Source organism: Acinetobacter sp. A1-4-2 (assembly GCF_040233925.1).
In the GTDB taxonomy this organism is placed as follows: Bacteria; Pseudomonadota; Gammaproteobacteria; order Pseudomonadales; family Moraxellaceae; genus Acinetobacter.
Map to the genome: position 1 here is coordinate 1,859,474 of NZ_CP157981.1, position 21,817 is coordinate 1,881,290.

The window sequence follows — 21,817 nt, forward strand, 5'->3', positions numbered from 1 at the left end:
GCATGAATGGGCAATTTAAACGGCATAAACACGGGCTGATTATTCTGAGCTTGATCGCTTTGGCGGGCTGTCAAAGCCTGCCTGCCCCTGAGAACAAACAGCCACCAAAACCTGCCCAGACAGAAAAGCGGGACATTAAAACCCCTGCAGGCGTGGTCATCACCCCTTATGAACGTGAAGAAATTCAACGTAAAAAGATGCAGGTGATTGTTCCTGAGCAACAAAGCAAACAGCAGTTTGATGATGGCCGCCAGCTACCTGCATTTCAAAAGCTCATGCAAAAAACTCAACTCGCCTATAAGCAAGGGCAATGGAATGAAGCTGAAGCTGCGGCATTGCAAGCTCAACGCCTTGCGCCGCAATCTGCTGAAACCTTCTTGTATCTGGCCCTGATTGCCAATAAAAAGAATCGGCCGGCAAATGCTCAAGCTTTGGCACAACGCGGGCTTAGTTATGCACAAACCCATGCCATGAAGAAACAGCTTTGGCAGGTCATTTTAAAAGCTGCACAACAGCAAAAAGATCAAAAAACCATTCAACAGGCGCAAAAAGCCCTGCAAGGCTTATAAACTTGAGGAGATATTGAACTGATCGTCTCAATACATCCTCTTGTCTTTGTTTTATAAAAATCTCATCCCGGCAATGCCATAACCACCCTGCTCTTTAGCAATGGCAAGATCACCCGCCTGCATGCCGCCCAAGGCAAAAACCGGTATATCGACCTGTGAAACCCAGCACTTGAACTGTTCCCATCCCAATGCTACAGCCTCTGGATGGGTTGCTGTAGGCAGAACCGGACTCAGTAAGATTGCATCACAACCGATGTTTTGCGCCTGTTGCATTGAAGCCAAATCATGACATGCCGCAATGTAACGTTTACCGATCTGCAAATCACCCGGCTTTAATGCCATCAGTTGTGGCTGTTTTAAATGAATGGCGGAAATGGCTTGCTGTTGAATCGAGTTTAATTGTTCAAAAATATCAACATTGACAATCAGCTGAGACAAATGCTCCACACTGCGCTTAGCCAGTTCCGTGAGCTGCTGCTGAGTTCCTTCGACACGCCAATATAACAACTGATCCTGTTTTAACTGTGCCAGATCATCCAGCTGCACTGAAATTTTAATCTGATGGGGCCAATACAGGCGCTGAATTATGGCTAAATTGGCTTTAGGGAAATTTAGATTCAACAAGTCTTCACGGCTATACCAGCTCCACGGCTGTTGAATTTCATTCAATAAAGCAGTCGGTACAATGGCATGAAATAAATGCAGCTTGACGATTACATCTTCATATTCATGAACAATCACATCAAAGGCATGCCATTCATGCAGACCAATTCCCACTTCTTCATAAATTTCACGGCGGCATGCCGCCAAAGGCGTTTCACCCTCCTCCACTTTTCCTCCCGGAAATTCATGTTTATTGCCCTGATGCTGTTTCGCTTCACGCCAGCCGACCAGCACATTGTTCTGATGGAGTAAAATTGCAATGGCAACATCAATGATGGGTTTAAACATTCCCTGTTCCTCGGCATGAAAATATTACAGAGTGTAAGCAAATTTAAGTTTTTATAAAATCTTAAATAATTAATTGACAGAATTATTTGATAATGATTATCATTTAAATAATTCAATACATACCACGGAATCGACGGAATGAACGCACCATTTAGCCTATTTAGCCGTAATAACGATGCAGCTCACTCACTTCCCATGTTGCACTCGAACAACCTGTTTGCTCTTGGACGAGAAATTCGGATTATGCATGCCGGAGAAGAATACCGTCTACGTTTAACCCGTAACAATCGTCTTATTCTGACCAAATAAAAATAATTCACTCAACAATAATAAACGTGGAAACAAGCAGTATGAGCGCAAACATACTGCTTTTTAACGCTGCATATGCACCGGAAATTGCAGTTCAACTTTTAATCCACCATGTGCCGACCGAGAAAAATGAATTTCACCGGCATGTAACTCAATAATCTTTTTACAAATCGACAACCCCAATCCTGAACCTTGGGTTTTAGTACCCAATGCCCGATAAAAGCGCTCACCCAGTCGTTGTAAAACCTCTTCTGTCACAGCTTGTCCATCATCTTCAATCACAATGCTGATGTATGATTGCTTGTGCTGCATCTCAATCCATACATGACCATTTTGTCCAGCATAACGGATGGCATTGTCCAACAGATTGCGCAGGCAACTGAAAATGAGTTTGTCATTGCCAGTAATCAGCAGATTTTCGGCGAATTGTGTCTGGATTTGAATATTTTTCTCGGCGGCAAAGGGCTGTAAGGCTTGCAAGACCTCATTGATTACCCTATTCATATCCATTTCAGACTTGGGCAGTTGACCCATATGAGCCGGGTCCAGTCGTGCCAGTAACAGCAAGTTTTCTAACACCTGTGTGCCACGGTTGACATCATTTTGAATACTCGCCAAGTCTTGGTCGAGTTCCGGATATTTACGTTTCAGTACCTGCAAACGCATTTGAATGGCCGATAAGGGTGAACGTAATTCATGCGAAGCATCCGCAGTAAAGCGCTGTTCTGCCACCAGAGATTGTTCAAGCCGCTGTAATAACTGGTTCAGCTGCCATACCATCGGCTGTAATTCTTTTAATTCAGGTACTTGCTGCTGAATCGGTGCGAGATCATCCGCACTTTTAGCTGAAATTTCTCTGGACAGTTGATGAATGACTTTAAATTGGCGTTTCACGGCAAAATGTAAAATCAGCCACTGAATGAACCAGAGCACAATTAAAATCAGGCCATAGCCCATGACATTTTGAGCCAAAGCTTTAAAGCGCTCTCCCATCGGCTGCAATAGCAATACCGACGTATTCAGTTCAGGATTTTGCGAGGTGTAGATACGCCACAACTGCTGATCGTGCCAAATCAGATCATAACCTTCATCGGCATTATTTTTGAACGTTGAAGACAGATGGTCCAAATGGAAATTTTCTGATTCGCTCAGCACCTGTTGCTGATCTTTTAACTGGTATTGAATATCAAATTCATCACTGAGTTCATCGACCTGTTGTCCTGAACTCTTACTTACATCTGAAATCAACAGCATATCTGCAATTTCATCCATGATCTGGTCTTGTACCTGCATGGTCTGGTACAGCGAAATCCCCACAAAAAGCAGCAAGGCCAAAACCCCAGCCAACATGGAACTGAATAATGAGGTCTTGATTAACCTGGTTTGTAGAGAAATGGCTTTTGACATACTAACCCTGACTCATGCGATAGCCCAAACCACGAAGGGTCTTGATATATCGGCTGCCAATCTTTTTACGCAATTGATAGATAAACACTTCTATGGCATTGCTTTCTATTTCATCGCCCCAAGCATAAAGTGATTCTTCCAGCTGTTCACGGGTAATTACATGCTCCGGCTTTTGCATTAGTTTATGTAAAATCTGAAACTCTTTGGCGGTTAAATTGACGGTCTTTCCATCCTGAATCAGCGTTTTGGCCTGTGGATCGAGGACTAAATTTGCATAGCGCAGATATTGTCCGGCACTGCTTTGATGCTGGCGTAATTGCGAACGTACACGCGCAGAAAGTTCTTCCAGGCTAAAAGGCTTAACCAGATAATCATTGGCACCCAAATCCAGCCCTTCAACACGGTCATGAATACTGTCCCGCGCAGTAATAAAAATCACAGGGGTTTGTTGCTGATGCGCACGTAGAACTTTAAGAATGTCATCACCACTGGCTTTGGGTAGTCCGCGATCGAGCAGAATACAGTCATACTGATGCTGTTCAATGGCTAAAATGGCATGATCGCCACGTTCCACCCAGTCAATATTGTAGCCATCCATTTCCAACCATGTTTTGATGCTTTCTGCTTGGGAAGCATCATCCTCTGCCACTAAGATTCGCATATCTTGTTCTCATGTCTGGATATGTTTTTGTTTAAGATAACAGTTTTTTAAACCACATGATTGCAAAAAAACCACATGACATGCATGTGGTTTTGGGGAGAAATCAGGAAGAATCTCTTACATCTTGATCTATCATGGCATCACTTAAAAACGGATGGCATCCACATCCACATCAATTTCAATGCGTTTAGCCGGTTTATAATCGATGTCGACTTCACCGATGATGGTCACTGGCGTTTTGGCATTTACGGGTTTACCTTGCCATAACTCATCGTCAATCTCGACGGTCATGGTGCCGGTATTATCACGAAACTGGTATTTTTCATCCCCGACTGCTTTTACCACATAACCTTTAAGCTGTACCTTACTGTCATCTTTTAAAGTTAAAGCCTGTTTAACCGTAGTGGCTTTTTGTGGTGCAATTGCAGCTTGATTTACGGTAGTATTTGCCACGGCGAATGTTGTTGCACCGACCAAAGCGGTCATTAAAGCTGCTTTAGAAAGCATGTTCATGCTCAAACCCTCATTAAGTTGTTGCTCATTTCAATAGCATGATTAAAACAAATCAAGATGAGGTGAATCTTAAGATAGCTTCATTTTCAAACAGTATTTCAATTCAGTGGAACAACGCGTAACACCTCTTCCAAAGTGGTCATTCCTGCCAGCACTTTGCGCGCCCCCGCGATACGTAGCGGCTCAATCCCTTCTTTTTTCGCCTGATCACGGAGCTGGTTTAAAGTCGCATCTGCACCAATCAGCTGTTTGGTCGCAAGGCTTAAAGGCATAAACTCATAAATGCCGACACGTCCTTTATAGCCGGTGTGGCGACATTCTTCACAACCCACCGCCTGAAATACAAAGTTTGGCATTTCCAGTGCATAATCAAAGGTTAAATGCTTCCATTCCTGTTCATTAATAAAGGTTTCCTGTTTGCAATGCGGGCAAAGTTTACGTACCAAACGCTGTGCCAGTACACCTAAAATCGTGGCTGAAGTTAAAAATGGCTGTACCCCTAAATCATGCAGTCGGGTCAAACTCGAGGGTGCATCATTGGTATGCAAGGTGGATAACACCAAGTGACCGGTTAATGCGGCCTGAATCGCCATATTGGCGGTATCCTGATCACGAATCTCGCCAACCATAATAATATCTGGGTCCTGACGCATCAGCGCACGCACACCGTCAGCAAAACCTAAATCAATCCCCTGATTCACCTGCATCTGGTTAAAGCTCGGTTCCAGCATCTCGATTGGATCTTCAATGGTGCAAACATTGACTTCTTCAGTTGCGAGCTGTTTGAGTGAAGAATACAGCGTGGTGGTTTTTCCCGAACCGGTCGGACCCGTGACTAAAATAATGCCATGACTGTGTGCAGTTAAAGCCTGCCAATCATTCAGTAACCCGCCTTCAAAACCGAGCTGCTGAAAACTGCGTACCAACACTTCCGGGTCAAAAATACGCATCACCATTTTTTCGCCAAAAGCGGTCGGCAAGGTGGATAGACGTAACTCAGTTTCCTGTCCTTTAGGCGTACGGGTTTTTAAACGGCCATCTTGCGGTTTGCGTTTTTCCGCCACATTCATGCGGCCTAAAATTTTAATCCGCGAAATCACGGCGGTCAGGGTATTGGCCGGCATTTTATAAATGGTATGCAATACCCCATCAATACGGAAACGCACCTTGCCGGTATCTTTACGGGGTTCCAGATGAATATCACTGGCACCCTGTTCAAAGGCAAACTGCAACACCCAATCCACCAGCTTGACAATATGTTGGTCATTGGCATCCGGGTTTTGCGTATCGCCCAGTTGCAATAGTGCTTCTACGCCTTTGTTATCACGGTCATAAGCACTGTTTTTTTGCGATGAATTAACCGCCCGGCTCACCTGATAATATTCCACCAGATAGCGCTGCAACTGATCCGGACTGAGCAGTACACGCTGAATTTTTTTCGGGGCAATACTATGTTCAAGATTGGCCACCCATTCCGTTTTAAACGGTTGATCGGTGGCGATCAGGACTTTGTCCGGCTGAATTTCAACGGCCAGAATTTTATTACGCAGGGCAAATTCTTGCGACATGATATTGGTCAAAGCACCAACATCGGCCTTCAAGGGATCAATAATATAAAAAGGAATATTGGATTTGTCTGCAATCCACTGGCACAAGCGGTTTAAGGTTAAGGTCGATTGTGGATGCGCCTGATCGACCAGATTAAAATGTGCTATCCACTGCAAGGGATGCCATTTCAGTTGCTCACGTTGACGGTGTGTGGTTTGGATCAGCAGCTTGTTACGTTCGGTAATACGTCCGTCTTTTTGTAGTTGTTCCAGACACCAAGATGTATCCATTTCAAAATTAAACTTCATTATTATATGCCCCAAAACATTCACACACTATAACAAACTAAAGATCATCCCGCTTCAGTCCGTTGTTAGAAAAAGATATCCCCATATCTTTTTCTAAACTGATTTATACAACCGTTTACTGCAAAATAAACTATAGCTGTTTTTCATCAGCATTATGCTTTTACTTTCGGACATTTATAGCCAATAATGCCGAATATGCTGTTTAATTCAGCAGCTGAATATGCATAACCCGATAATTGGATTTTCCCTGTGAATAATATGCTGAATCTGCCCCTTCAAAGTACATCATTTCAAGCCTTGCTGATGATTATGGCAGCAGCATTGGGCTGTGGCTTGCTGATTGGTTTGGAACGTGAACGTAGCAAGCAACGTGAAAATCAGCATAGTTTTGCCGGGGTTCGCTCATTTGCAATCTGCGCTTTACTGGGTGCCTTGTGTTTTGCTTTTGGCGATATCTTTGGCGTGATTGGTGCACTGATTGTTGGCGGTATCGGTATTTTTTCACTGAAGAACCAGCTGCAAGATCCCGGGGTTACCACCGAACTGGCTTTTGTCATGACTTATTTCATTGGTGCGCTGTGTGTGTGGAATATTACGCTGGCTGCTAGTCTCTCTGTGATACTGACCTTCATTTTAATGATGAAACAGTCCATGCATGGGATTGCTGGAAAATGGATTACCGGGGCAGAACTTAAAGATGGTGTATTTTTACTGGCCCTAATTTTAATCGCTTTACCGCTGACCCCTGATACGCCTTTATGGGGCAACGTGCTTAATCCGCATATTATTTTAAAACTGCTCACCCTGATTCTTGTCGTGCAAGCATTGGCACACATTGCCAAACGTTTACTTTCAAGTAAGAAAGCTCTCATACTTTCTGCAATTGCTTCCGGATTTGTTTCCAGTACAGCAATGATTGCACATTTAGGTATACAAGTACGCAATGAAGAAGCAGATGCCCGATCCAATGCCGGTGCAGCACTGATGTCATGTATATCCACTTTGGTACTTTTATTGATTGTGGTAGGAGGAGTCTCCTTAATCTGGCTAAAGCTGCTGATATTTCCCTCGCTCATTGCCATCAGCATTTTAGCACTGTGCGCTTACTGGCTTTTACGTAAAGCAGGGCCTGTCGAAGAAACAGAACCTGTAGATAGTGCCATGTTTAGCCTAAAGGAAGCAGCGATTATTGCAGGGACATTAACGGTCATTCAGGCCGGTGTACATGGCTTGGAACTCTTACTGGGTGATTCCGGATTAATTGCAGGTACACTACTGGCTTCACTGTTTGAAATTCATGCCGCTGCAGCCGCTGTGGTTGTTCAAGGTGAACCTACAAATAGCAGTTTACTCTATGCAATGATGTTAGGTCTGGCTGCGCATGCCGTTTCTAAATGCATTAATGCAGCCATAAGCGGAGGATTAAAATTTGCACTTTATTTTGCACCGGTACAAATTCTGCATATGGCTGTTTTGATCGGTGTACTTTGGTGGCTGGTACAGCGTTAAATTGAATTTAATTATTAACTATTATTAATTAATTAAAATATTCCTTTAGTTAAATTTAAAATAATGATTTTTATAATATTTTTAAAGTAATAATTAATCATTTACATTCTTAAAACAATAATTAATGATGAGACCTCTTTCATAAATCCCATTTATTTCTCCCTAGGGAAGAAAAATAAAAGGGTATCAATAATTATGAAAGACATATATTGGCATATTTTTTCCTATGATCATAAAACTTAAATTTTTAACCAATAATAATGGGGGTGTTTCATCATGAAGCTTAAATATCTGAGCTTATCAATTATTACAGCATTAACTTTGACTGGCTGTGGAGGCGGCGGAGGTGGCTCAGACAGCGCTTACCAAAGTACAAATTCTGGATCTGCCGAAGGAAATCAAAATTTTCAACAATGGCATTATTTTGAAATTGAAGCTGGCTATGCAGTCAATGAACCACTTGAATTTATTCATAATATAATTACCCTTGATCAAGGCAACGTATATGTTCAAGATGATTCACCTATACCAGACAATGACATTCTTGTTACTCAAGATGGTGTTTATCAAGATTTAGGACCCAAAAATTCCAAATACGGATATTTAGCAGGGACAGGATCTTTAAGCAATTTAGTATTTACACATAAACCTTATTCCCCTGTTGGCTCAACCGGCCTTATATTCAGCACAAATTTCAAAAAAATTGACCTCAGCGGCAAAAATGCCTTGGCGACATTGGAGTCCAGAGATCAATGGAAAATTGCAAATAATTCGATTTCAAATATTTCTGCACAGCGCCTTGCTTATTATAATTCAGTTAAAGACCTAACTTTCCCTGCTGGTGCATATTGCTTACAAAATAGTATTCACAGCAATAATCAAGAGAATATTTATCTCTACACCAGTGACAATAGTGACAAAAAACTCGCTTTTGATAGTTATGCAGCAGACTATACCCAAAATGACAAGCACATCTTTAAGAAAACCTATAAAGATACCATTGCCTACTTATATTCCTATGACGGTACAGATGCAGGCGCAACTTATGGCACTGCAGAATATAAAGGTAACTACTATGGTGCTGGACGCTATCTAGAAGGGATCGAATACAGCTTAGCGCAGTACATTCAAGAACAAAAGGACAAATTGAGCAGTACATTAACTAATGCAGAGCGCCAACTGACCATTCAAGAAATTGAAACTTTGAACAATGAATGTAGCTGGTATAATGACACTGCAGCACAGTTTATTCAAAATTCAATGAAACCTTAAACAGCTCAAGCGAGCGATATAAAGAAAGGAGCTTAAAGCTCCTTTCTTGACGTCAAAATTTCGAGAATTTGCACCTTATGGTCATCCACCTTAAACTTCACATTCAAGTCAGCAAATAGCATTCCATACACTCTATCTGCATCATTTTGATAAGCCGGCCTTGGATCAAGCGATAACACCTGTTCCAGTTCATTCACAATTTGACTATTTAACCTGTGGCCTTTCATTAAATCTTGCTTTTGCTGTTCGGCATTTTCTGTCCAGATCACAGAATGTCGTTCAGGTTCATCCTGTGCATAACCACTTTGCGCCGTAACAACAGCATCTGAATATTGGATATAAGGTTTAATATCGACAATCGGCGTGCCATCCAGAAGATCGCTCCCTGTCACATACACACGTACAGACTTGCCAACTTTTTTCACTGTTTTCAGCTGGACAACTGATAGACCTATCGGTGATGGACGGTACATACTGCGTGTTGCAAATACCCCGATTTTTGTATTCCCCCCCAGACGCGGTGGACGAACTTGTGGTCTAAACTTTTGACTTTCTTGCTGATTTTTATTTTCATGAAACTGCCACAACAGCCAGAGATGACTAAATTCATCAATCCCTTCAAAAGCCAGTAAATCATTATAAGGTTCAACCATTTCAATATAGGACTCAACCTGTACCAGATTGGGTTGGCGTGGAATGCCAAATTTTTCTTTATAGGGCGATCTCATATACCCGATTATTGGCATTTTAAGCTCAGTCATAATCACTTTTTCTGATAAGTTCAATTAAATATATTCAGTTTATCGAGAATGTTTTTAGATTAGAATAGTAAGCTGTTCTAATTTGATAACTTATTGAGACCTTTAATGGCTGCTTTCAACGTCGAAAAGATTACTCACGTCCACCACTGGAATGACACTTTATTCTCTTTTAAAACCACTCGTGATACTGCATTGCGTTTTAAAAACGGACAATTTGTGATGATCGGTCTTGAAGTGAATGGTAAGCCTTTAATGCGCGCTTATTCAATTGCAAGTGCTAACTACGAAGAAGAACTCGAGTTTTTCTCTATTAAAGTTCCAGATGGTCCTTTAACTTCTATTCTGCAAAAAGTAAAAGTGGGTGACGAAATTCTGGTTTCTAAAAAACCTACAGGTACTTTGGTTCTGGACGATTTGAACCCGGGTAAAAACTTGTACCTTCTTTCTTCTGGTACTGGTCTTGCTCCATTTCTATCTGTAATTCGTGACCCTGAAACTTACGAACGTTTCGAAAAAATCATCGTGGTTCACGGTACACGTTTCATCTCAGAATTGGCATACCAAGATTTAATTCTCAACGAAATTCCAAACCATGAATTCTTTGGTGAGTTAGGTGCTAAAGAAAAATTAGTGTATTACCCAACTGTAACTCGTGAAGAGTTCCATACTCAAGGTCGTGTAACCACTGCCATTGAATCTGGTCAATTGTTCGAGAAAATCGGTCTGCCACGTTTCAACCCGGAAACTGACCGTGCCATGCTTTGCGGTAGCCCGGCATTCCTGGACGACGTAGCTGCTCTTCTTGATCAGCACGGTCTAAAAGAATCTCCACGTATGGGTGTTCTAGGCGATTACGTGATTGAACGTGCATTCGTTGAAAAATAAGATTCCTTGAATCTAAAAAACCGGGCTGAATTGCCCGGTTTTTTATTCATTAAAGAAATATTTTTTCTTTTCAGAGGAAAGTTTTGTGTAATCAATACCTAAAGGTGCAAGTAGACGTTTATATACAAATGACTTTCTTTCTTCTACATGTTTTTTAAAGTCATCTAAATTAGCAGTGAACTCATAACAAACTAGATAACCATTACAAATCTGATCCATTTTTTGGCAGGTCTTATAAAAGTTTAAATTAGCTTTTATATTCTTTTTATAGCCTTGTAGTTCTATAACTTTTTTGTTTAGCTCAGTAAATGCTTTTTGAGGAATAAATAATCTATATTCATTATTAATTTTCTTAAGCTCAAGCCCTAAGAATATCAAAGTTTAAGATTGGGTATAAATTTTTGATTTCCCTACTCCAATATCAGGTATATGTAATTGTATTTTTAATAATTCTGCCCTTATAAGATCAAAGTAGTTTTTAATTTCCTCTCTTTTATTAGCAAATACCACAAGATCATCTGCATATCGAATATAATTTATCTTTGCTTTTGCCAATATTGCTTCAAAATCTTGTAAATAAAATGAAGCCAGCAAAGAAGCTATTGGCATGCCCTGTCTAATCCCTTTACCTCTTTTAACTTTTAAAATTTCAGAAAACTTTTTGAATTGATCTTCTGATGTTGCTTGAAGAAATTTATAACTTGGATCAGCATTGATCATCTCTTTGAAAAAGTTATCGAAATTTGGAATTGCTATTTTTGTTTTAAATAAATGTAAGATAGTTTGCCTATTTAACTCATCAAAGAATGAGGAAATATCTGTTTTTAAAGCATACCTATAATTTTTTCTTAAATTTATTAACTTGTCATGTGCAGACTTTACACCACCATTACCTTTTAAAGAAAAATCATTGGTAGCGAATCTCTTATATTGATTTGAATGAACCTCTTTTAAATAAGACATAAATAAATTCTGGATCAATCTATCCTTTACCGAAGGCACACATACCATACGGTAACTGTCTTTATCTTTTGGAAGAAAAATTGGGGTGAGAGGATCAAATTTAAACTTATTTAATTGAATAGAATTTATTATTTCTACTTTATATTTCTCTCTATCTTCAAAAAATTCATCTACTGTTATATATTTTGAATGATATGTTAAAGCTGACTTTTTCTTACCCAGTTTCGTTTTGAATTTACTTAGCTCAGCATCAAACTCTTGCTGACAATATTGATAAAATTCCATTCCCGTTTCACTATGCTCTTGCAAGGTCATGGTCACAGAGTTGCAGAGTTGCAGAGTTGCAGAGTTGCAGAGTTGCAGAGTTGCAGAGTTGCAGCATATCGCTTCCTATTCGTCTTACTCAACGATGAAACCTTGTCGGTCGCCATTGCCAAGTACTCGGAACACAATGATGCGTCCTGTGACTCTAGGTGCGATTGGGTGCTCGAAAGAGCATAAAAATATCTACATCATATTTAGAGATTATAGTCTTAAATTTCAAGTAAATTTTGAAAAAATAATTTCACCTTTTCAAACCTCTATTCAAAAAACTCCTTACCGCCAATTAACGAAGCCACCTCTATACAGCTTTGATTTACAGCTTATTTGATTTACAACTTATATGTGAATTAACTCGACTCATGGGGAAGTACCCGCTCAACCAAAGCCTGTTTAACAATCTGATACCCTGCTGTTAAACCTAAACTTGCCATAATTAAAGCGACGACAATATCAGGCCACATGCTCCCTGTACCAAACACACCGACGGCAGCCAAAATCACCGCGACATTACCAATGGCATCATTACGGCTACACAACCAGACCGACTGCATATTTGAGTCACCATCACGAAAGGCATATAAAATCACTGCCGCAGTGACATTGGCAATTAAAGCAAGCAGACCAATTGCCCCCATAGTCATGGCTTCGGGCGGAATGCCTTGTACATAGGCATAGAGTGCTTTGGCAATGACCACAAAACCAAACAGCGCCATGGTCACGCCTTTTAACAACGCCACCGTAGCACGCCAGTATAGGCTTGCACCCAATACGGCAAGTGAGATGCCATAATTCACCGCATCCCCAAAGAAATCGAGTGCATCTGCCCACAGTGCCGATGAATGGGCATATGCTCCCCCAATCAATTCCACGATAAACATCACAATATTAATAATGAGCGCAATCCACAAAGCAGTCCGAAATTTACTATGTGGCTTTTGCGGTGCAGGTTCATGACTGCAACTACATGCCATTTTTCACCACCTCTATGACTTTATTTAAAACCTTGTTTGTATTATTGTTATTCAAAACTATGGAGTAACTCCAATGTCAAGTATGAATACACCTAAATATTATTTAATTAAAGAATTAGCCAATAAGACCCAGCTCAGCACTGACACGATCCGTTTTTATGAGAAGAAGAATCTGCTCCAACCCAGCTTTCGTGGCGACAATAATTATCGCTATTATGATGAAAATACATTCAAACGACTGATGTTTATTAAACGCTGTCGCACGCTCGATATTTCACTCAGCGAGATTGAAGCGTTGCTTGAACTAGAACAGCAGCCCTCGCAAAGCTGCCATGCAGTGAATCAGCTGATTGAACAACATATTAAACAAGTCACTGATAAAATTATAGAATTACAAAAATTTCAACAACAGCTCATCCGGCTACGCGCCTCTTGCAGTAGCACCAAAACCATTGACAGTTGCCAGATTTTAAAACAACTTGAAGCCGAAAATAAGGAAATATCCAACTAATTTACTGGGTTGAATCTAATTTTTAAATCCATACAATTAAGCCATATTTTTAATATGCCTTTAATTTTGTCATGAGCATTACTCACGTTACAGAACTTCTTTCACCTGCCGGCTCACTAAAAAACATGCGCTATGCTTTTGCCTATGGTGCCGATGCGGTATATGCAGGTCAGCCACGTTATAGTTTACGTGTGCGTAACAATGCTTTCGATCATGACAATCTTGCCATTGGTATTGCCGAGGCCCATGCCTTAGGTAAAAAGTTTTATGTGGTGGTGAATATCCAGCCGCATAACTCCAAGTTAAAAAACTTCATTCGTGACCTGGAACCTGTGGTTGCCATGAATCCAGATGCACTGATTATGTCTGACCCGGGTCTGATTATGATGGTGCGTGAACATTTTCCCGACATGCCTGTACATCTGTCTGTACAAGCCAATGCTGTCAACTGGGCAACAGTCAAATTCTGGAAAAACATGGGACTCACTCGTGTCATTCTGTCACGTGAACTTTCTATCGAAGAAATTGAAGAAATTAAAAATAATGTTCCTAACATGGAAATTGAAGTTTTCGTGCATGGTGCATTATGTATGGCTTATTCCGGTCGTTGCTTACTTTCTGGCTATATGAATAAACGTGATGCTAATCAAGGCGCCTGCACCAATGCCTGTCGCTGGGACTACAAAATTCACGAAGCAGCTGAAGATGAAACTGGAGATGTGATTCCAGTTCAACAAATTGAAGAATCATCATCATGCTGCAAAAACAAAGATGCCGATGAGCAACACGCCCTAGAACAACACCAATTTGGCGAACCGGTTTTATTACAACGCAATGAAGAAGACATGTTTGCAGCTGAAGAAGACGAACATGGCACTTACTTCATGAACTCTAAAGACTTGCGTGCAGTACAGCATGTCGACCGTTTAACCAAAATGGGCATTCATTCCTTAAAAATTGAAGGTCGTACCAAATCATATTTCTACTGCGCGCGTACTGCACAGATCTACCGTAAAGCGATTGATGATGCACTAGAGGGCAAGCCATTTGACCCATCCCTGATGACTCAGCTAGAAGGTCTGGCAAATCGTGGTTATACGGAAGGTTTCCTGCGTCGTCATGTACATACTGAATATCAAAATTATGAAACCGGTTCATCGCGTTTTGACCATCAGCAATTTGTTGGTGAAGTATTAGAGCGTAACGGTGACTACATCAAGATTGAAGTCAAAAACCGTTTTGTGGTCGGTGACTCACTTGAGCTGATGACCACTTCAGGCAATATCACTTTTACTTTAACAGAAATGAAAGATAAAAAAGGTAATCTGATTGAAGATGCCAAAGGTTCAGGCCATATCGTGGATATTCCTGTCCCTGCCGATGTTGACATGAACTATGCCCTGTTGATTCGCAACTTACCGAATTCAACAGCAGACATCTCGGCTTCATCTTTAGCGTACCAAGCTGTTTGAGTATCCATACAACATGGCTCTATTGATTACTGACAAATGTATCAACTGCGATATGTGTTTGCCTGAATGTCCGAATGAGGCCATTTATGAGGGTGACAAGGTGTATGAAATTGATGTGAAGCGCTGTACAGAATGTGTCGGCTTTTATGAGCACCAAACCTGTGTAGCCGTGTGTCCAATTGAGTGCATTATTCCTCATCCTGAACATATGGAGACGCAAGAACAGTTGATGCAGAAGTTTAAGGACTTGAATTTATTCAAATCTTAAAAAAATCTTTGGAGATGGCATTAAAATTGCTTAATTAAATACAACAAGTTTGGGGAAAGAACAATAAAAAAGGCAAAACAAAAAATGCAGAAGAACAGAATAACCATGGAAATGGTCATAATAAAAAAAGGAACCCAGAGTTAGCATGCTGAGTTCCTATAAACAGGGTAAAACAAAAACTTGGGGAACTAAAGCCAAAGTGTCTATGTTTACATAGCCACTTTGGCTTTTTTAGTTACTGTCCCGAACGGATAATGTAATCAAAGGCAGATAGAGATGCTTTCGCACCTTCACCGGTAGCAATAATGATTTGCTTGTACGGCACTGTGGTACAGTCACCGGCAGCAAACACACCCTTCACGTTGGTTTCGTTGCGCTCGTTAATCACGATCTCGCCACGATTGGTCAGTTCAACAGCGGTTTCTTTCAGAAAATCCGTGTTTGGCAACAAACCGATCTGTACAAAAATTCCCGCCAGTTCAATCGTATGTTCCTCATTGGTAGCACGGTCCTTGTATTTCAGTGCAGTGACCTGTGAACCGTCACCGACTACTTCAGTCGACAGCGCATTTTTGATCACGGTGGTATTTGGCAAGCTGTTGAGCTTGTCTTGTAAGACCTGATCGGCACGCAGTTTGGTATCAAACTCAACCAAAGTTACATGCTCTACAATCCCGGCCAGGTCAATCGCCGCTTCCACACCAGAGTTACCGCCACCAATCACCGCAACACGTTTGCCTTTGAATAATGGACCGTCACAGTGCGGACAGTATGCTACACCACGGGTTTTGTATTCCTGCTCACCCGGAACATTCATCTCTCTCCAGCGTGCACCAGTCGATAGAATGATGGTTTTCGATTCTAACTTCGCCCCATTTTCCAAAGTGACTTCAACTAGGCCATTCGCCGTTTCATCTGCACCTTTGATGTTGGATACACGTTGCAGGTTCATGATGTCCACACCATACTCACGTACATGCGCTTCCATTTCGGCGGCAAATTTCGGACCCTGGGTTTTCTGTACGGAAGTGAAGTTTTCAATGTCCATGGTATCCATGACCTGACCGCCCATACGTTCCGCTACGATTCCGGTTTTAATGCCTTTACGCGCGGCATAAATCGCTGCGGTGTTGCCGGCAGGACCGCCACCAATCACCAGCACATCAAACGCGTCTTTGGCATTTAACTTTGCTGCATCTTTGGCTGCAGAATTGCTATCCAGTTTGGCAATGATCTCTTCCAGCGTCATACGGCCCTGACCAATGTGGGCGTTGTCCTGGAACACCATTGGTACCGCCATGATCTTGCGCTGTTCCACTTCATCCTGGAAAAATGCACCGTCAATCATGGTGGCCGTGGTGCCCGGGTTATAGATCGCAATTAAGTTTAGGGCTTGTACCACGTCCGGACAGTTATGGCAGCTGAGCGAGATAAACACTTCAAAATCAGCTGTTAAATTTAAACCCTTGATCTGTGCCAGGACTTCATCTGACACTTTTGGGGCATAGCCTGACACCTGTAACAAGGCCAGAATGAGGGAAGTAAATTCATGTCCCATCGGCAAACCGGCAAAGAAGACACGCGGTTCTTCCCCTTGTTTTGCCACCCCAAAGCTTGGGGCACGTTTATTTGTACCGTCGAAGCGGGCAGTCACTAAATCAGACAAAGCTGCAACTTCAGTCACCAGTTCTTTAATCTTGTCAGATTTATCCGACCCATCTAGAGTTGCAATCAGTTCAATTGGGCCTTCAAGACGTTCCAACAGTGTTTTAAGTTGTGCTGAAGTATTTTGGTCTAACATGGCTAACATCTCCAAGGGAGTAAATGCTTATTTAATAAAGCTATAGTAGAATAAATATTTAAATAGGTAAAACAGTTTGTTTTTATAATTATAATCGAAATATTAAATTAAATAAGTTTTACCCTGTTTTGGTCTATCCTGCCCTTCAGCATTGCCTGAATCATCTGACTAAAAGAAGGCATCAAAAAATAATAAAAGCCCATTCCGGGGCTTTTGAAATGCATCATTTAAGCTGCATACGCTGCTCAACTCTGAATATTCGCCTTTTTAAATGCTGCGACAGCAGCAGTAGAATTGCACTTAAAATTCCGAACAGTATGGCAGCAGCAATAATCAAAATTTGTACCACTGAACTCATTTGCTCTGCCTGAGCTACCTGTCTGGAAACAATCTTTGCCATTGGCGTTAGACTTTGTCCATAAAGCTGGTGTTGCATGGTCCAGAGCTGTTCAGGCTTAAAACCATATTCAAAAAAATCAGGATCTGTTTTTTCGGCTTTAACCAGAGCTAAAACTTGTGGAATAGCAGCATCTTTATCAACCGGTTTATGCAGCAACGCGGCTTGTGCCAGTAAATAAGCTTTGACTGGCTCATCGACTTCACTTCGCTGTAAATACTGTGCCAGCTCGCTTTGCTGAATATTTTTATCGTATTGAATCACTTCCCTATAGGCATCATTCTCTTCATTATTTAAATCATATTGCAGATAGGTCAAGCCTGACCATAGCATAATAAAAGCAATGATCCAGCCCACAAACTTCAAAATAAAAGACTGAAAACGGACATAGAAAAAGCGGATTTTTTTTAGAAAATGAATGACAAAAAATGCACCCATAAAAGAAACGAACAGCTTCAGAATCAGCCAGCCAAACCATGACAACAGGTTGCTAAAATAATCCCGATGCTGACCAAGTTCAGCAAGGTTTGCATCTACACTGAGCGGTATATGCAATTGCTTCAGTTCCGTGGTAATACCGAAAAAACTATAGACAAAATCATGCTGTAGAAAAAAAGCCACCACTGAAGCAAGGAAAATGGTGCTGCTGGTGATCGCCCATAACATCACATTGCGTTGACGCATCTTCAGCATCACCACACCTGTTTCAATCTGTTGCGAATTCACAGCATATTCATCTAAGGGAGGCAAACGCTTTCTCCTAAAGTGCTGGCAATGAGCTTAAACGAAGGATTAAGATTTATTCATTCCACTACTACTTGATTCTATAACCAGATGATTCAGATTTTCCTGTAAGGTACATAAACGCGTTGTCGCTTCAGCACGTTTTTGCATTCCCTCTTTTTGTACCTGAATCACGTCATTCACTGTTTTAATGAGGGTATTCTGCACATGTTCAAGCGTTTCGATATCAATCACTGAACGCTGGTTGGCTTTGGCTGTAGCCACCGAATTTTGATGCAGCAAGTCGGCATTACGGCGTAACAGGTCATTGGTGGCATCATCTATACTATTCGCCAGCTGGACACTGTTTTTCTGTTCATGCAGGGAAATAGCCAAGCTGATCTGGTTTTTCCATGCCGGTAAGGTAATGTTTTTAATGGCATAAAACTTATCCACCAGCATCAGGTTATTGGACTGAATAATCCGGATCATCGGCAAGGTTTGCATGGCAGACTGCTGTAAAACCTGTAAATCACTGACCCGTTTTTCCAGATTATTGGCCAGATGATTCAGGTCATAGACCTTTTGTACCGTAGGCTGATCTTGGGCCTGGGCCGTTAAATGTGCAATTTGCTGTTGAATTTCCTGCTCTTTTAATTTCCCCGCTGCAATATAGATACCCAGCTGTCGGTATTCCTCCTGCACACCCTGAAACATTTTATCCAAAGTGTCCACCCGGGTTTTCAATCCCGATTGGGACGTTTCTATTTCTTTGACCAGAACATCAATCTGTTCTTTGGCGCTATGAAAATGCTGATCAAAGCTTTGCTTGGCCCCTTTCATTTTACTGATCAGGCCACCTAAAAAACCCGTACTGTGTTTCTTGTTCAAAATACTGCTGCTATTCAACTGCTGGGCAACCTGCACTACCTGATTCAATTTTTGACCGGTCGTATCCAGGTCTTTATTTTGTACCAGATTCAGCAGTTCGTCGGTATAACCCGACGTTTTTGTCGCAATATTTTTCCCATATTCCGCCACTGCATTATGGCTCATTTCAGCCAGTTCTTTATGTGCATTCATCACTTCATTAAAGTCTGAATTCTGCAAACCAATTTCCTGTAAATTCAATTGCTGAAACTTTTGCTGAACAAGATCCTGAGAGGCTTCAGCGGGTAAATCTTTGTGTTCTAAATTGGTCATGCTTCACCTGAAAATTAGGGTCTGATTAATGTATAGGTTTCTCGAGTGATTTTCTTAAAGTATGAATTAACTTCTCTCTGCTATGCTCCAGCTTGTCCAGTTCAATACCCGAACTGTTCTGATTGCTTTGTTTAACATGATATTGCCAGGCAGGAATCAGTATCTGCTGCGCCTCTTTAAAACGGTCCAGCAAAGTAAAAGAAAGCTGCTGCGACAACTGCATCTGTGTAATTGCAATATCATTACTGGCTTGCAAAGTTTGTAATGAATTGATTTTTTTCGATAACCTTTCAGCAAAATTATCCAGCGGATGTATATTCCTGACGAAATTTGGATATTCCTGTAAAAATTCCTGCGCTGCCCGAATGTATTTTGCCATTTGCTCACGATGCCCGAGTAACTGCTGAAAACGTGCCTGGGACTTTTGTATTTCAATCTGCAATTTTTGACTTAATTGATTGGCCCGATGAAGCAATTGGTCCAGGTTTTTATAATACTCGACCTGCCCGGAACCATATTCCAGATCAACCCCCAGCCACTTTTGCAAAGCATTAAACTTGCGGCGGGTCAGATATTTTTTTGAATCGGCCAATGCCTGAATCAGCTGCTCTATGGTGCTGCTTAATTGCTGGGTCAGATGTGGATCAACCCCGTTTAATAGCACCGACTGAGCCTGAATGACTGAATCGGCATAATGATTCAGACGATATTGATCTTGCAGCAAAGGGACCAAATCATTCTGCTGAATAGACAGCAGTTCAGCCCGATTCACTTCAATGTCAGCTAAGGCAACAAGCATATCTATCTGAGACATAATATTGGAAACTCAACAAAATCATTTTTATAGTACGACTTCTGTATAAAAGATCATGTAGTGTTTTGCAATTTTTCCGTACCTCCATCAGAGATGTGGCTAAAAGCTAAAATAGGGTTCGGCAATCCGTCGGAAAAACAATTTGCTCTGTGCGCATAATAAATTGATTATTCAAATATTTATAAAATAAAAGACTTATTCAGGTCATTTTTAGCGCGTGTTTTTATCGGATTATCCGGGATTTGATGGTTGAATTCTTTATTCTATGCTTCAGCGAATACAGGAGTATTCGACAGCAATGAAAATTCAAATAAAAAAATCGATTTCATGGAGCTGAATCGGAGAATAATGATATGAAAAACAAAAATCTTTTCCTCAAATGGAGTGTAAATGCGTTATTTGCATCAATCGCATTCACATCCCTGAATAGCCATGCCACGACATCTGTAATGCCTGCCCCGGCGAATAGCCAACAGGTATTTTTTGTGGGCAATAACTGGGATGGAACGGTAACCGTCATTCGTCCATCGGGTGATTTTGGTAAAATCGGTGTGATCAACATGGTTCCTGATCGCAAAGAGCGTTTGACGGAAATCCACCTCAATCCAATTAAACTGATTGCCTATACTTACATTCAGTCCACCGCTGGTGAAGGTAATGATCAGCTGGTGGATGACATGTATTCCACACCAGATGGCAAATCTGTGGTGGCATCGCGTCCAAGTTTTGCTGATATCGTGTCGATTAATATTGCAACGGGTAAAATCAACTGGCGTACTCCTATAGAAGGCTTCCGTGCCGATCATATGGCAGTTTCTCCTGATGGTCAGCGCTTAGCGGTATCGGCATCTTCAGGCAATGTGGTTCAGGTGCTGGATATCAATACCGGTAAAGAATTGGGACGCTTTGCAACTGGCGACAAACCACATGAAAATATTTTCTTTAACGGTGGCACAAAAATTCTAAACTCAGCCATTGGTAATGTGGAAACATCCATGGATGCCGCATGGCAAGATTTCACCAAAGGGAAACGACTCCTTACCATTGCCGATGCCAATACCTTTAAAGTCCTCAAAACCATTGATTTCCGTCCAGCACTCGATGCAGTTGGCCGTAAAGATTTGTCCAATGCGGTACGTCCGATTGTCCTGAGTAATGATGAAAGTAAAATTTATGCCCAGATTTCATTTTTTAATGGCTTGATCGAATATGACCTGAATCAGAATAAAGTGACTCGAATTGGTCAACTCCCAGGTAGCTCGACTATTCCGTCTGACCGGACCAAATATGTAAATGACTCGCGTCATCATGGATTATCAATTAGTGCTGATGGTGAAAAACTATGTGTCGCTGGAACCATGGATGACTATGCAACCATTGTCAACCGCTCAACCCTGAAAGCCGGAAAGCTGATTGCTGCAGGCAAGCCTTATTGGGCAACACAAAGTCCAGATGGTAAAAGCTGTGTAATTTCTGAAAGTGCGGCTGATGTGGTTACCGTGATTGATTTCGCAACGGGTGAAAAAGTACTGAGTGTTCCTGTTGGAAATCACCCACAACGGGTTCGTATCGGTTATGCACCTGCGGGCTGGTCTACCCCTTAACTGTTTAATTTATAAATCGTACAGGCCTGATCTTAAGATTGGGTCTGTTTTCATTTAAATGCATGAATAGGAT

The 21,817-nt window shown here is 41.4% G+C and carries 22 protein-coding genes; 9 read left to right on the plus strand and 13 right to left on the minus strand.

Annotated features, from left to right (window positions below; all coding sequences use genetic code 11):
* The first annotated feature begins 2 nt into the window (after positions 1-2).
* Positions 3-569, plus strand: a complete 567-nt coding sequence (locus ABJ384_RS09190; RefSeq protein ID WP_349926914.1) for a tetratricopeptide repeat protein — start codon at positions 3-5, stop codon at positions 567-569.
* Between the two features lie 51 nt (positions 570-620).
* Here the strand turns inward: ABJ384_RS09190 and ABJ384_RS09195 are convergent, their stop codons facing one another.
* Positions 621-1,520 carry a thiamine phosphate synthase gene (locus tag ABJ384_RS09195; RefSeq protein ID WP_349926916.1) on the minus strand — a complete coding sequence of 300 codons (900 nt, stop codon included), beginning with the start codon at positions 1,518-1,520 and terminating at the stop codon, positions 621-623.
* Between the two features lie 138 nt (positions 1,521-1,658).
* Between ABJ384_RS09195 and ABJ384_RS09200 the strand changes: the two genes are divergently transcribed.
* Positions 1,659-1,829: a hemin uptake protein HemP gene (locus ABJ384_RS09200; protein ID WP_349926918.1), complete on the plus strand. Its 171-nt coding sequence runs from the start codon at positions 1,659-1,661 to the stop codon at positions 1,827-1,829.
* 63 nt (positions 1,830-1,892) lie between these two features.
* On the opposite strand, the gene ABJ384_RS09205 is transcribed toward ABJ384_RS09200, so the two are convergent.
* From ABJ384_RS09205 to ABJ384_RS09220, 4 genes are all read right to left on the minus strand, one after another.
* Complete coding sequence (locus tag ABJ384_RS09205; protein ID WP_349926920.1) at positions 1,893-3,236, minus strand: HAMP domain-containing sensor histidine kinase; 1,344 nt, start codon at positions 3,234-3,236, stop codon at positions 1,893-1,895.
* A gap of 1 nt (position 3,237) precedes the next feature.
* Positions 3,238-3,897, minus strand: a complete 660-nt coding sequence (locus ABJ384_RS09210) for a response regulator transcription factor (RefSeq protein ID WP_349926922.1) — start codon at positions 3,895-3,897, stop codon at positions 3,238-3,240.
* A gap of 144 nt (positions 3,898-4,041) precedes the next feature.
* The gene (locus ABJ384_RS09215; protein WP_349926923.1) at positions 4,042-4,410 is read right to left on the minus strand and encodes a NirD/YgiW/YdeI family stress tolerance protein; all 369 of its coding nucleotides are present in this window, start codon (positions 4,408-4,410) and stop codon (positions 4,042-4,044) included.
* Between the two features lie 98 nt (positions 4,411-4,508).
* Positions 4,509-6,266 carry a GspE/PulE family protein gene (locus ABJ384_RS09220; RefSeq protein ID WP_349926925.1) on the minus strand — a complete coding sequence of 586 codons (1,758 nt, stop codon included), beginning with the start codon at positions 6,264-6,266 and terminating at the stop codon, positions 4,509-4,511.
* Between the two features lie 258 nt (positions 6,267-6,524).
* On the opposite strand from ABJ384_RS09220, the gene ABJ384_RS09225 reads away from it, so the two are divergent.
* Complete coding sequence (locus ABJ384_RS09225) at positions 6,525-7,775, plus strand: DUF4010 domain-containing protein (protein WP_349929729.1); 1,251 nt, start codon at positions 6,525-6,527, stop codon at positions 7,773-7,775.
* 276 nt (positions 7,776-8,051) lie between these two features.
* On the plus strand, positions 8,052-9,047 hold the full coding sequence (locus ABJ384_RS09230) for a hypothetical protein (protein WP_349926927.1): 996 nt from the start codon (positions 8,052-8,054) through the stop codon (positions 9,045-9,047).
* Positions 9,048-9,079: 32 nt separating this feature from the next.
* Here the strand turns inward: ABJ384_RS09230 and tsaA are convergent, their stop codons facing one another.
* On the minus strand, positions 9,080-9,808 hold the full coding sequence (gene tsaA / locus ABJ384_RS09235; RefSeq protein WP_349926929.1) for a tRNA (N6-threonylcarbamoyladenosine(37)-N6)-methyltransferase TrmO: 729 nt from the start codon (positions 9,806-9,808) through the stop codon (positions 9,080-9,082).
* A 105-nt stretch (positions 9,809-9,913) separates the two neighbouring features.
* Between tsaA and ABJ384_RS09240 the strand changes: the two genes are divergently transcribed.
* On the plus strand, positions 9,914-10,693 hold the full coding sequence (locus tag ABJ384_RS09240; protein ID WP_005236496.1) for a ferredoxin--NADP reductase: 780 nt from the start codon (positions 9,914-9,916) through the stop codon (positions 10,691-10,693).
* Between the two features lie 42 nt (positions 10,694-10,735).
* Here ABJ384_RS09240 and ABJ384_RS09245 read toward each other — a convergent pair whose 3' ends face one another.
* The 3 genes from ABJ384_RS09245 to ABJ384_RS09255 form a co-directional block, all read right to left on the minus strand.
* Positions 10,736-11,071 (minus strand): hypothetical protein, encoded by a 336-nt coding sequence (locus ABJ384_RS09245; RefSeq protein WP_349926931.1) that lies wholly within the window; start codon positions 11,069-11,071, stop codon positions 10,736-10,738.
* Between the two features lie 3 nt (positions 11,072-11,074).
* On the minus strand, positions 11,075-11,971 hold the full coding sequence (locus tag ABJ384_RS09250; protein WP_349926933.1) for a reverse transcriptase domain-containing protein: 897 nt from the start codon (positions 11,969-11,971) through the stop codon (positions 11,075-11,077).
* A gap of 356 nt (positions 11,972-12,327) precedes the next feature.
* A complete protein-coding gene (locus ABJ384_RS09255) occupies positions 12,328-12,951 on the minus strand; it encodes a cation transporter (RefSeq protein ID WP_349926935.1) in 624 nt (207 codons plus the stop codon).
* 82 nt (positions 12,952-13,033) lie between these two features.
* Between ABJ384_RS09255 and ABJ384_RS09260 the strand changes: the two genes are divergently transcribed.
* The 3 genes from ABJ384_RS09260 to ABJ384_RS09270 all read left to right on the plus strand — a co-directional run bounded on the left by ABJ384_RS09260 (position 13,034) and on the right by ABJ384_RS09270 (position 15,202).
* Positions 13,034-13,462, plus strand: coding sequence for a Cd(II)/Pb(II)-responsive transcriptional regulator (locus ABJ384_RS09260; protein WP_349929730.1), 429 nt, complete (start codon positions 13,034-13,036; stop codon positions 13,460-13,462).
* Between the two features lie 71 nt (positions 13,463-13,533).
* Positions 13,534-14,934, plus strand: a complete 1,401-nt coding sequence (gene yegQ / locus ABJ384_RS09265) for a tRNA 5-hydroxyuridine modification protein YegQ (RefSeq protein WP_349926937.1) — start codon at positions 13,534-13,536, stop codon at positions 14,932-14,934.
* Positions 14,935-14,947: 13 nt separating this feature from the next.
* Positions 14,948-15,202: a YfhL family 4Fe-4S dicluster ferredoxin gene (locus ABJ384_RS09270; protein ID WP_086195634.1), complete on the plus strand. Its 255-nt coding sequence runs from the start codon at positions 14,948-14,950 to the stop codon at positions 15,200-15,202.
* Between the two features lie 235 nt (positions 15,203-15,437).
* Here ABJ384_RS09270 and ahpF read toward each other — a convergent pair whose 3' ends face one another.
* The 4 genes from ahpF to ABJ384_RS09290 all read right to left on the minus strand — a co-directional run bounded on the left by ahpF (position 15,438) and on the right by ABJ384_RS09290 (position 20,140).
* A complete protein-coding gene (gene ahpF / locus ABJ384_RS09275) occupies positions 15,438-17,003 on the minus strand; it encodes an alkyl hydroperoxide reductase subunit F (RefSeq protein ID WP_180174477.1) in 1,566 nt (521 codons plus the stop codon).
* A 223-nt stretch (positions 17,004-17,226) separates the two neighbouring features.
* Positions 17,227-18,150, minus strand: coding sequence for a hypothetical protein (locus ABJ384_RS09280; protein WP_180174478.1), 924 nt, complete (start codon positions 18,148-18,150; stop codon positions 17,227-17,229).
* A gap of 42 nt (positions 18,151-18,192) precedes the next feature.
* Entirely contained in the window at positions 18,193-19,326 is a 1,134-nt protein-coding gene (locus tag ABJ384_RS09285; protein WP_349926940.1) for a toxic anion resistance protein, read from the minus strand.
* Between the two features lie 25 nt (positions 19,327-19,351).
* The gene (locus ABJ384_RS09290; protein ID WP_180174480.1) at positions 19,352-20,140 is read right to left on the minus strand and encodes a tellurium resistance protein; all 789 of its coding nucleotides are present in this window, start codon (positions 20,138-20,140) and stop codon (positions 19,352-19,354) included.
* 353 nt (positions 20,141-20,493) lie between these two features.
* On the opposite strand from ABJ384_RS09290, the gene ABJ384_RS09295 reads away from it, so the two are divergent.
* The gene (locus ABJ384_RS09295; protein ID WP_349926942.1) at positions 20,494-21,744 is read left to right on the plus strand and encodes a YncE family protein; all 1,251 of its coding nucleotides are present in this window, start codon (positions 20,494-20,496) and stop codon (positions 21,742-21,744) included.
* Positions 21,745-21,817 lie beyond the last annotated feature (73 nt).

Bases quoted from the DNA above. Each gene is read 5' to 3' on its own strand.
- ABJ384_RS09260 (WP_349929730.1), top strand. From the start codon at position 13,034: ATGAATACACCTAAATATTATTTAATTAAAGAATTAGCCAATAAGACC.
- ABJ384_RS09190 (WP_349926914.1), top strand. From the start codon at position 3: ATGAATGGGCAATTTAAACGGCATAAACACGGGCTGATTATTCTGAGC.
- ABJ384_RS09250 (WP_349926933.1), bottom strand. From the start codon at position 11,971: ATGACCTTGCAAGAGCATAGTGAAACGGGAATGGAATTTTATCAATAT.
- ahpF (WP_180174477.1), bottom strand. From the start codon at position 17,003: ATGTTAGACCAAAATACTTCAGCACAACTTAAAACACTGTTGGAACGT.
- ABJ384_RS09255 (WP_349926935.1), bottom strand. From the start codon at position 12,951: ATGGCATGTAGTTGCAGTCATGAACCTGCACCGCAAAAGCCACATAGT.
- yegQ (WP_349926937.1), top strand. From the start codon at position 13,534: ATGAGCATTACTCACGTTACAGAACTTCTTTCACCTGCCGGCTCACTA.
- ABJ384_RS09215 (WP_349926923.1), bottom strand. From the start codon at position 4,410: ATGAACATGCTTTCTAAAGCAGCTTTAATGACCGCTTTGGTCGGTGCA.
- ABJ384_RS09205 (WP_349926920.1), bottom strand. From the start codon at position 3,236: ATGTCAAAAGCCATTTCTCTACAAACCAGGTTAATCAAGACCTCATTA.
- ABJ384_RS09225 (WP_349929729.1), top strand. From the start codon at position 6,525: ATGCTGAATCTGCCCCTTCAAAGTACATCATTTCAAGCCTTGCTGATG.
- ABJ384_RS09210 (WP_349926922.1), bottom strand. From the start codon at position 3,897: ATGCGAATCTTAGTGGCAGAGGATGATGCTTCCCAAGCAGAAAGCATC.
- tsaA (WP_349926929.1), bottom strand. From the start codon at position 9,808: ATGACTGAGCTTAAAATGCCAATAATCGGGTATATGAGATCGCCCTAT.
- ABJ384_RS09240 (WP_005236496.1), top strand. From the start codon at position 9,914: ATGGCTGCTTTCAACGTCGAAAAGATTACTCACGTCCACCACTGGAAT.
- ABJ384_RS09220 (WP_349926925.1), bottom strand. From the start codon at position 6,266: ATGAAGTTTAATTTTGAAATGGATACATCTTGGTGTCTGGAACAACTA.
- ABJ384_RS09230 (WP_349926927.1), top strand. From the start codon at position 8,052: ATGAAGCTTAAATATCTGAGCTTATCAATTATTACAGCATTAACTTTG.
- ABJ384_RS09195 (WP_349926916.1), bottom strand. From the start codon at position 1,520: ATGTTTAAACCCATCATTGATGTTGCCATTGCAATTTTACTCCATCAG.
- ABJ384_RS09200 (WP_349926918.1), top strand. From the start codon at position 1,659: ATGAACGCACCATTTAGCCTATTTAGCCGTAATAACGATGCAGCTCAC.
- ABJ384_RS09285 (WP_349926940.1), bottom strand. From the start codon at position 19,326: ATGACCAATTTAGAACACAAAGATTTACCCGCTGAAGCCTCTCAGGAT.
- ABJ384_RS09270 (WP_086195634.1), top strand. From the start codon at position 14,948: ATGGCTCTATTGATTACTGACAAATGTATCAACTGCGATATGTGTTTG.
- ABJ384_RS09295 (WP_349926942.1), top strand. From the start codon at position 20,494: ATGAAAAACAAAAATCTTTTCCTCAAATGGAGTGTAAATGCGTTATTT.
- ABJ384_RS09290 (WP_180174480.1), bottom strand. From the start codon at position 20,140: ATGTCTCAGATAGATATGCTTGTTGCCTTAGCTGACATTGAAGTGAAT.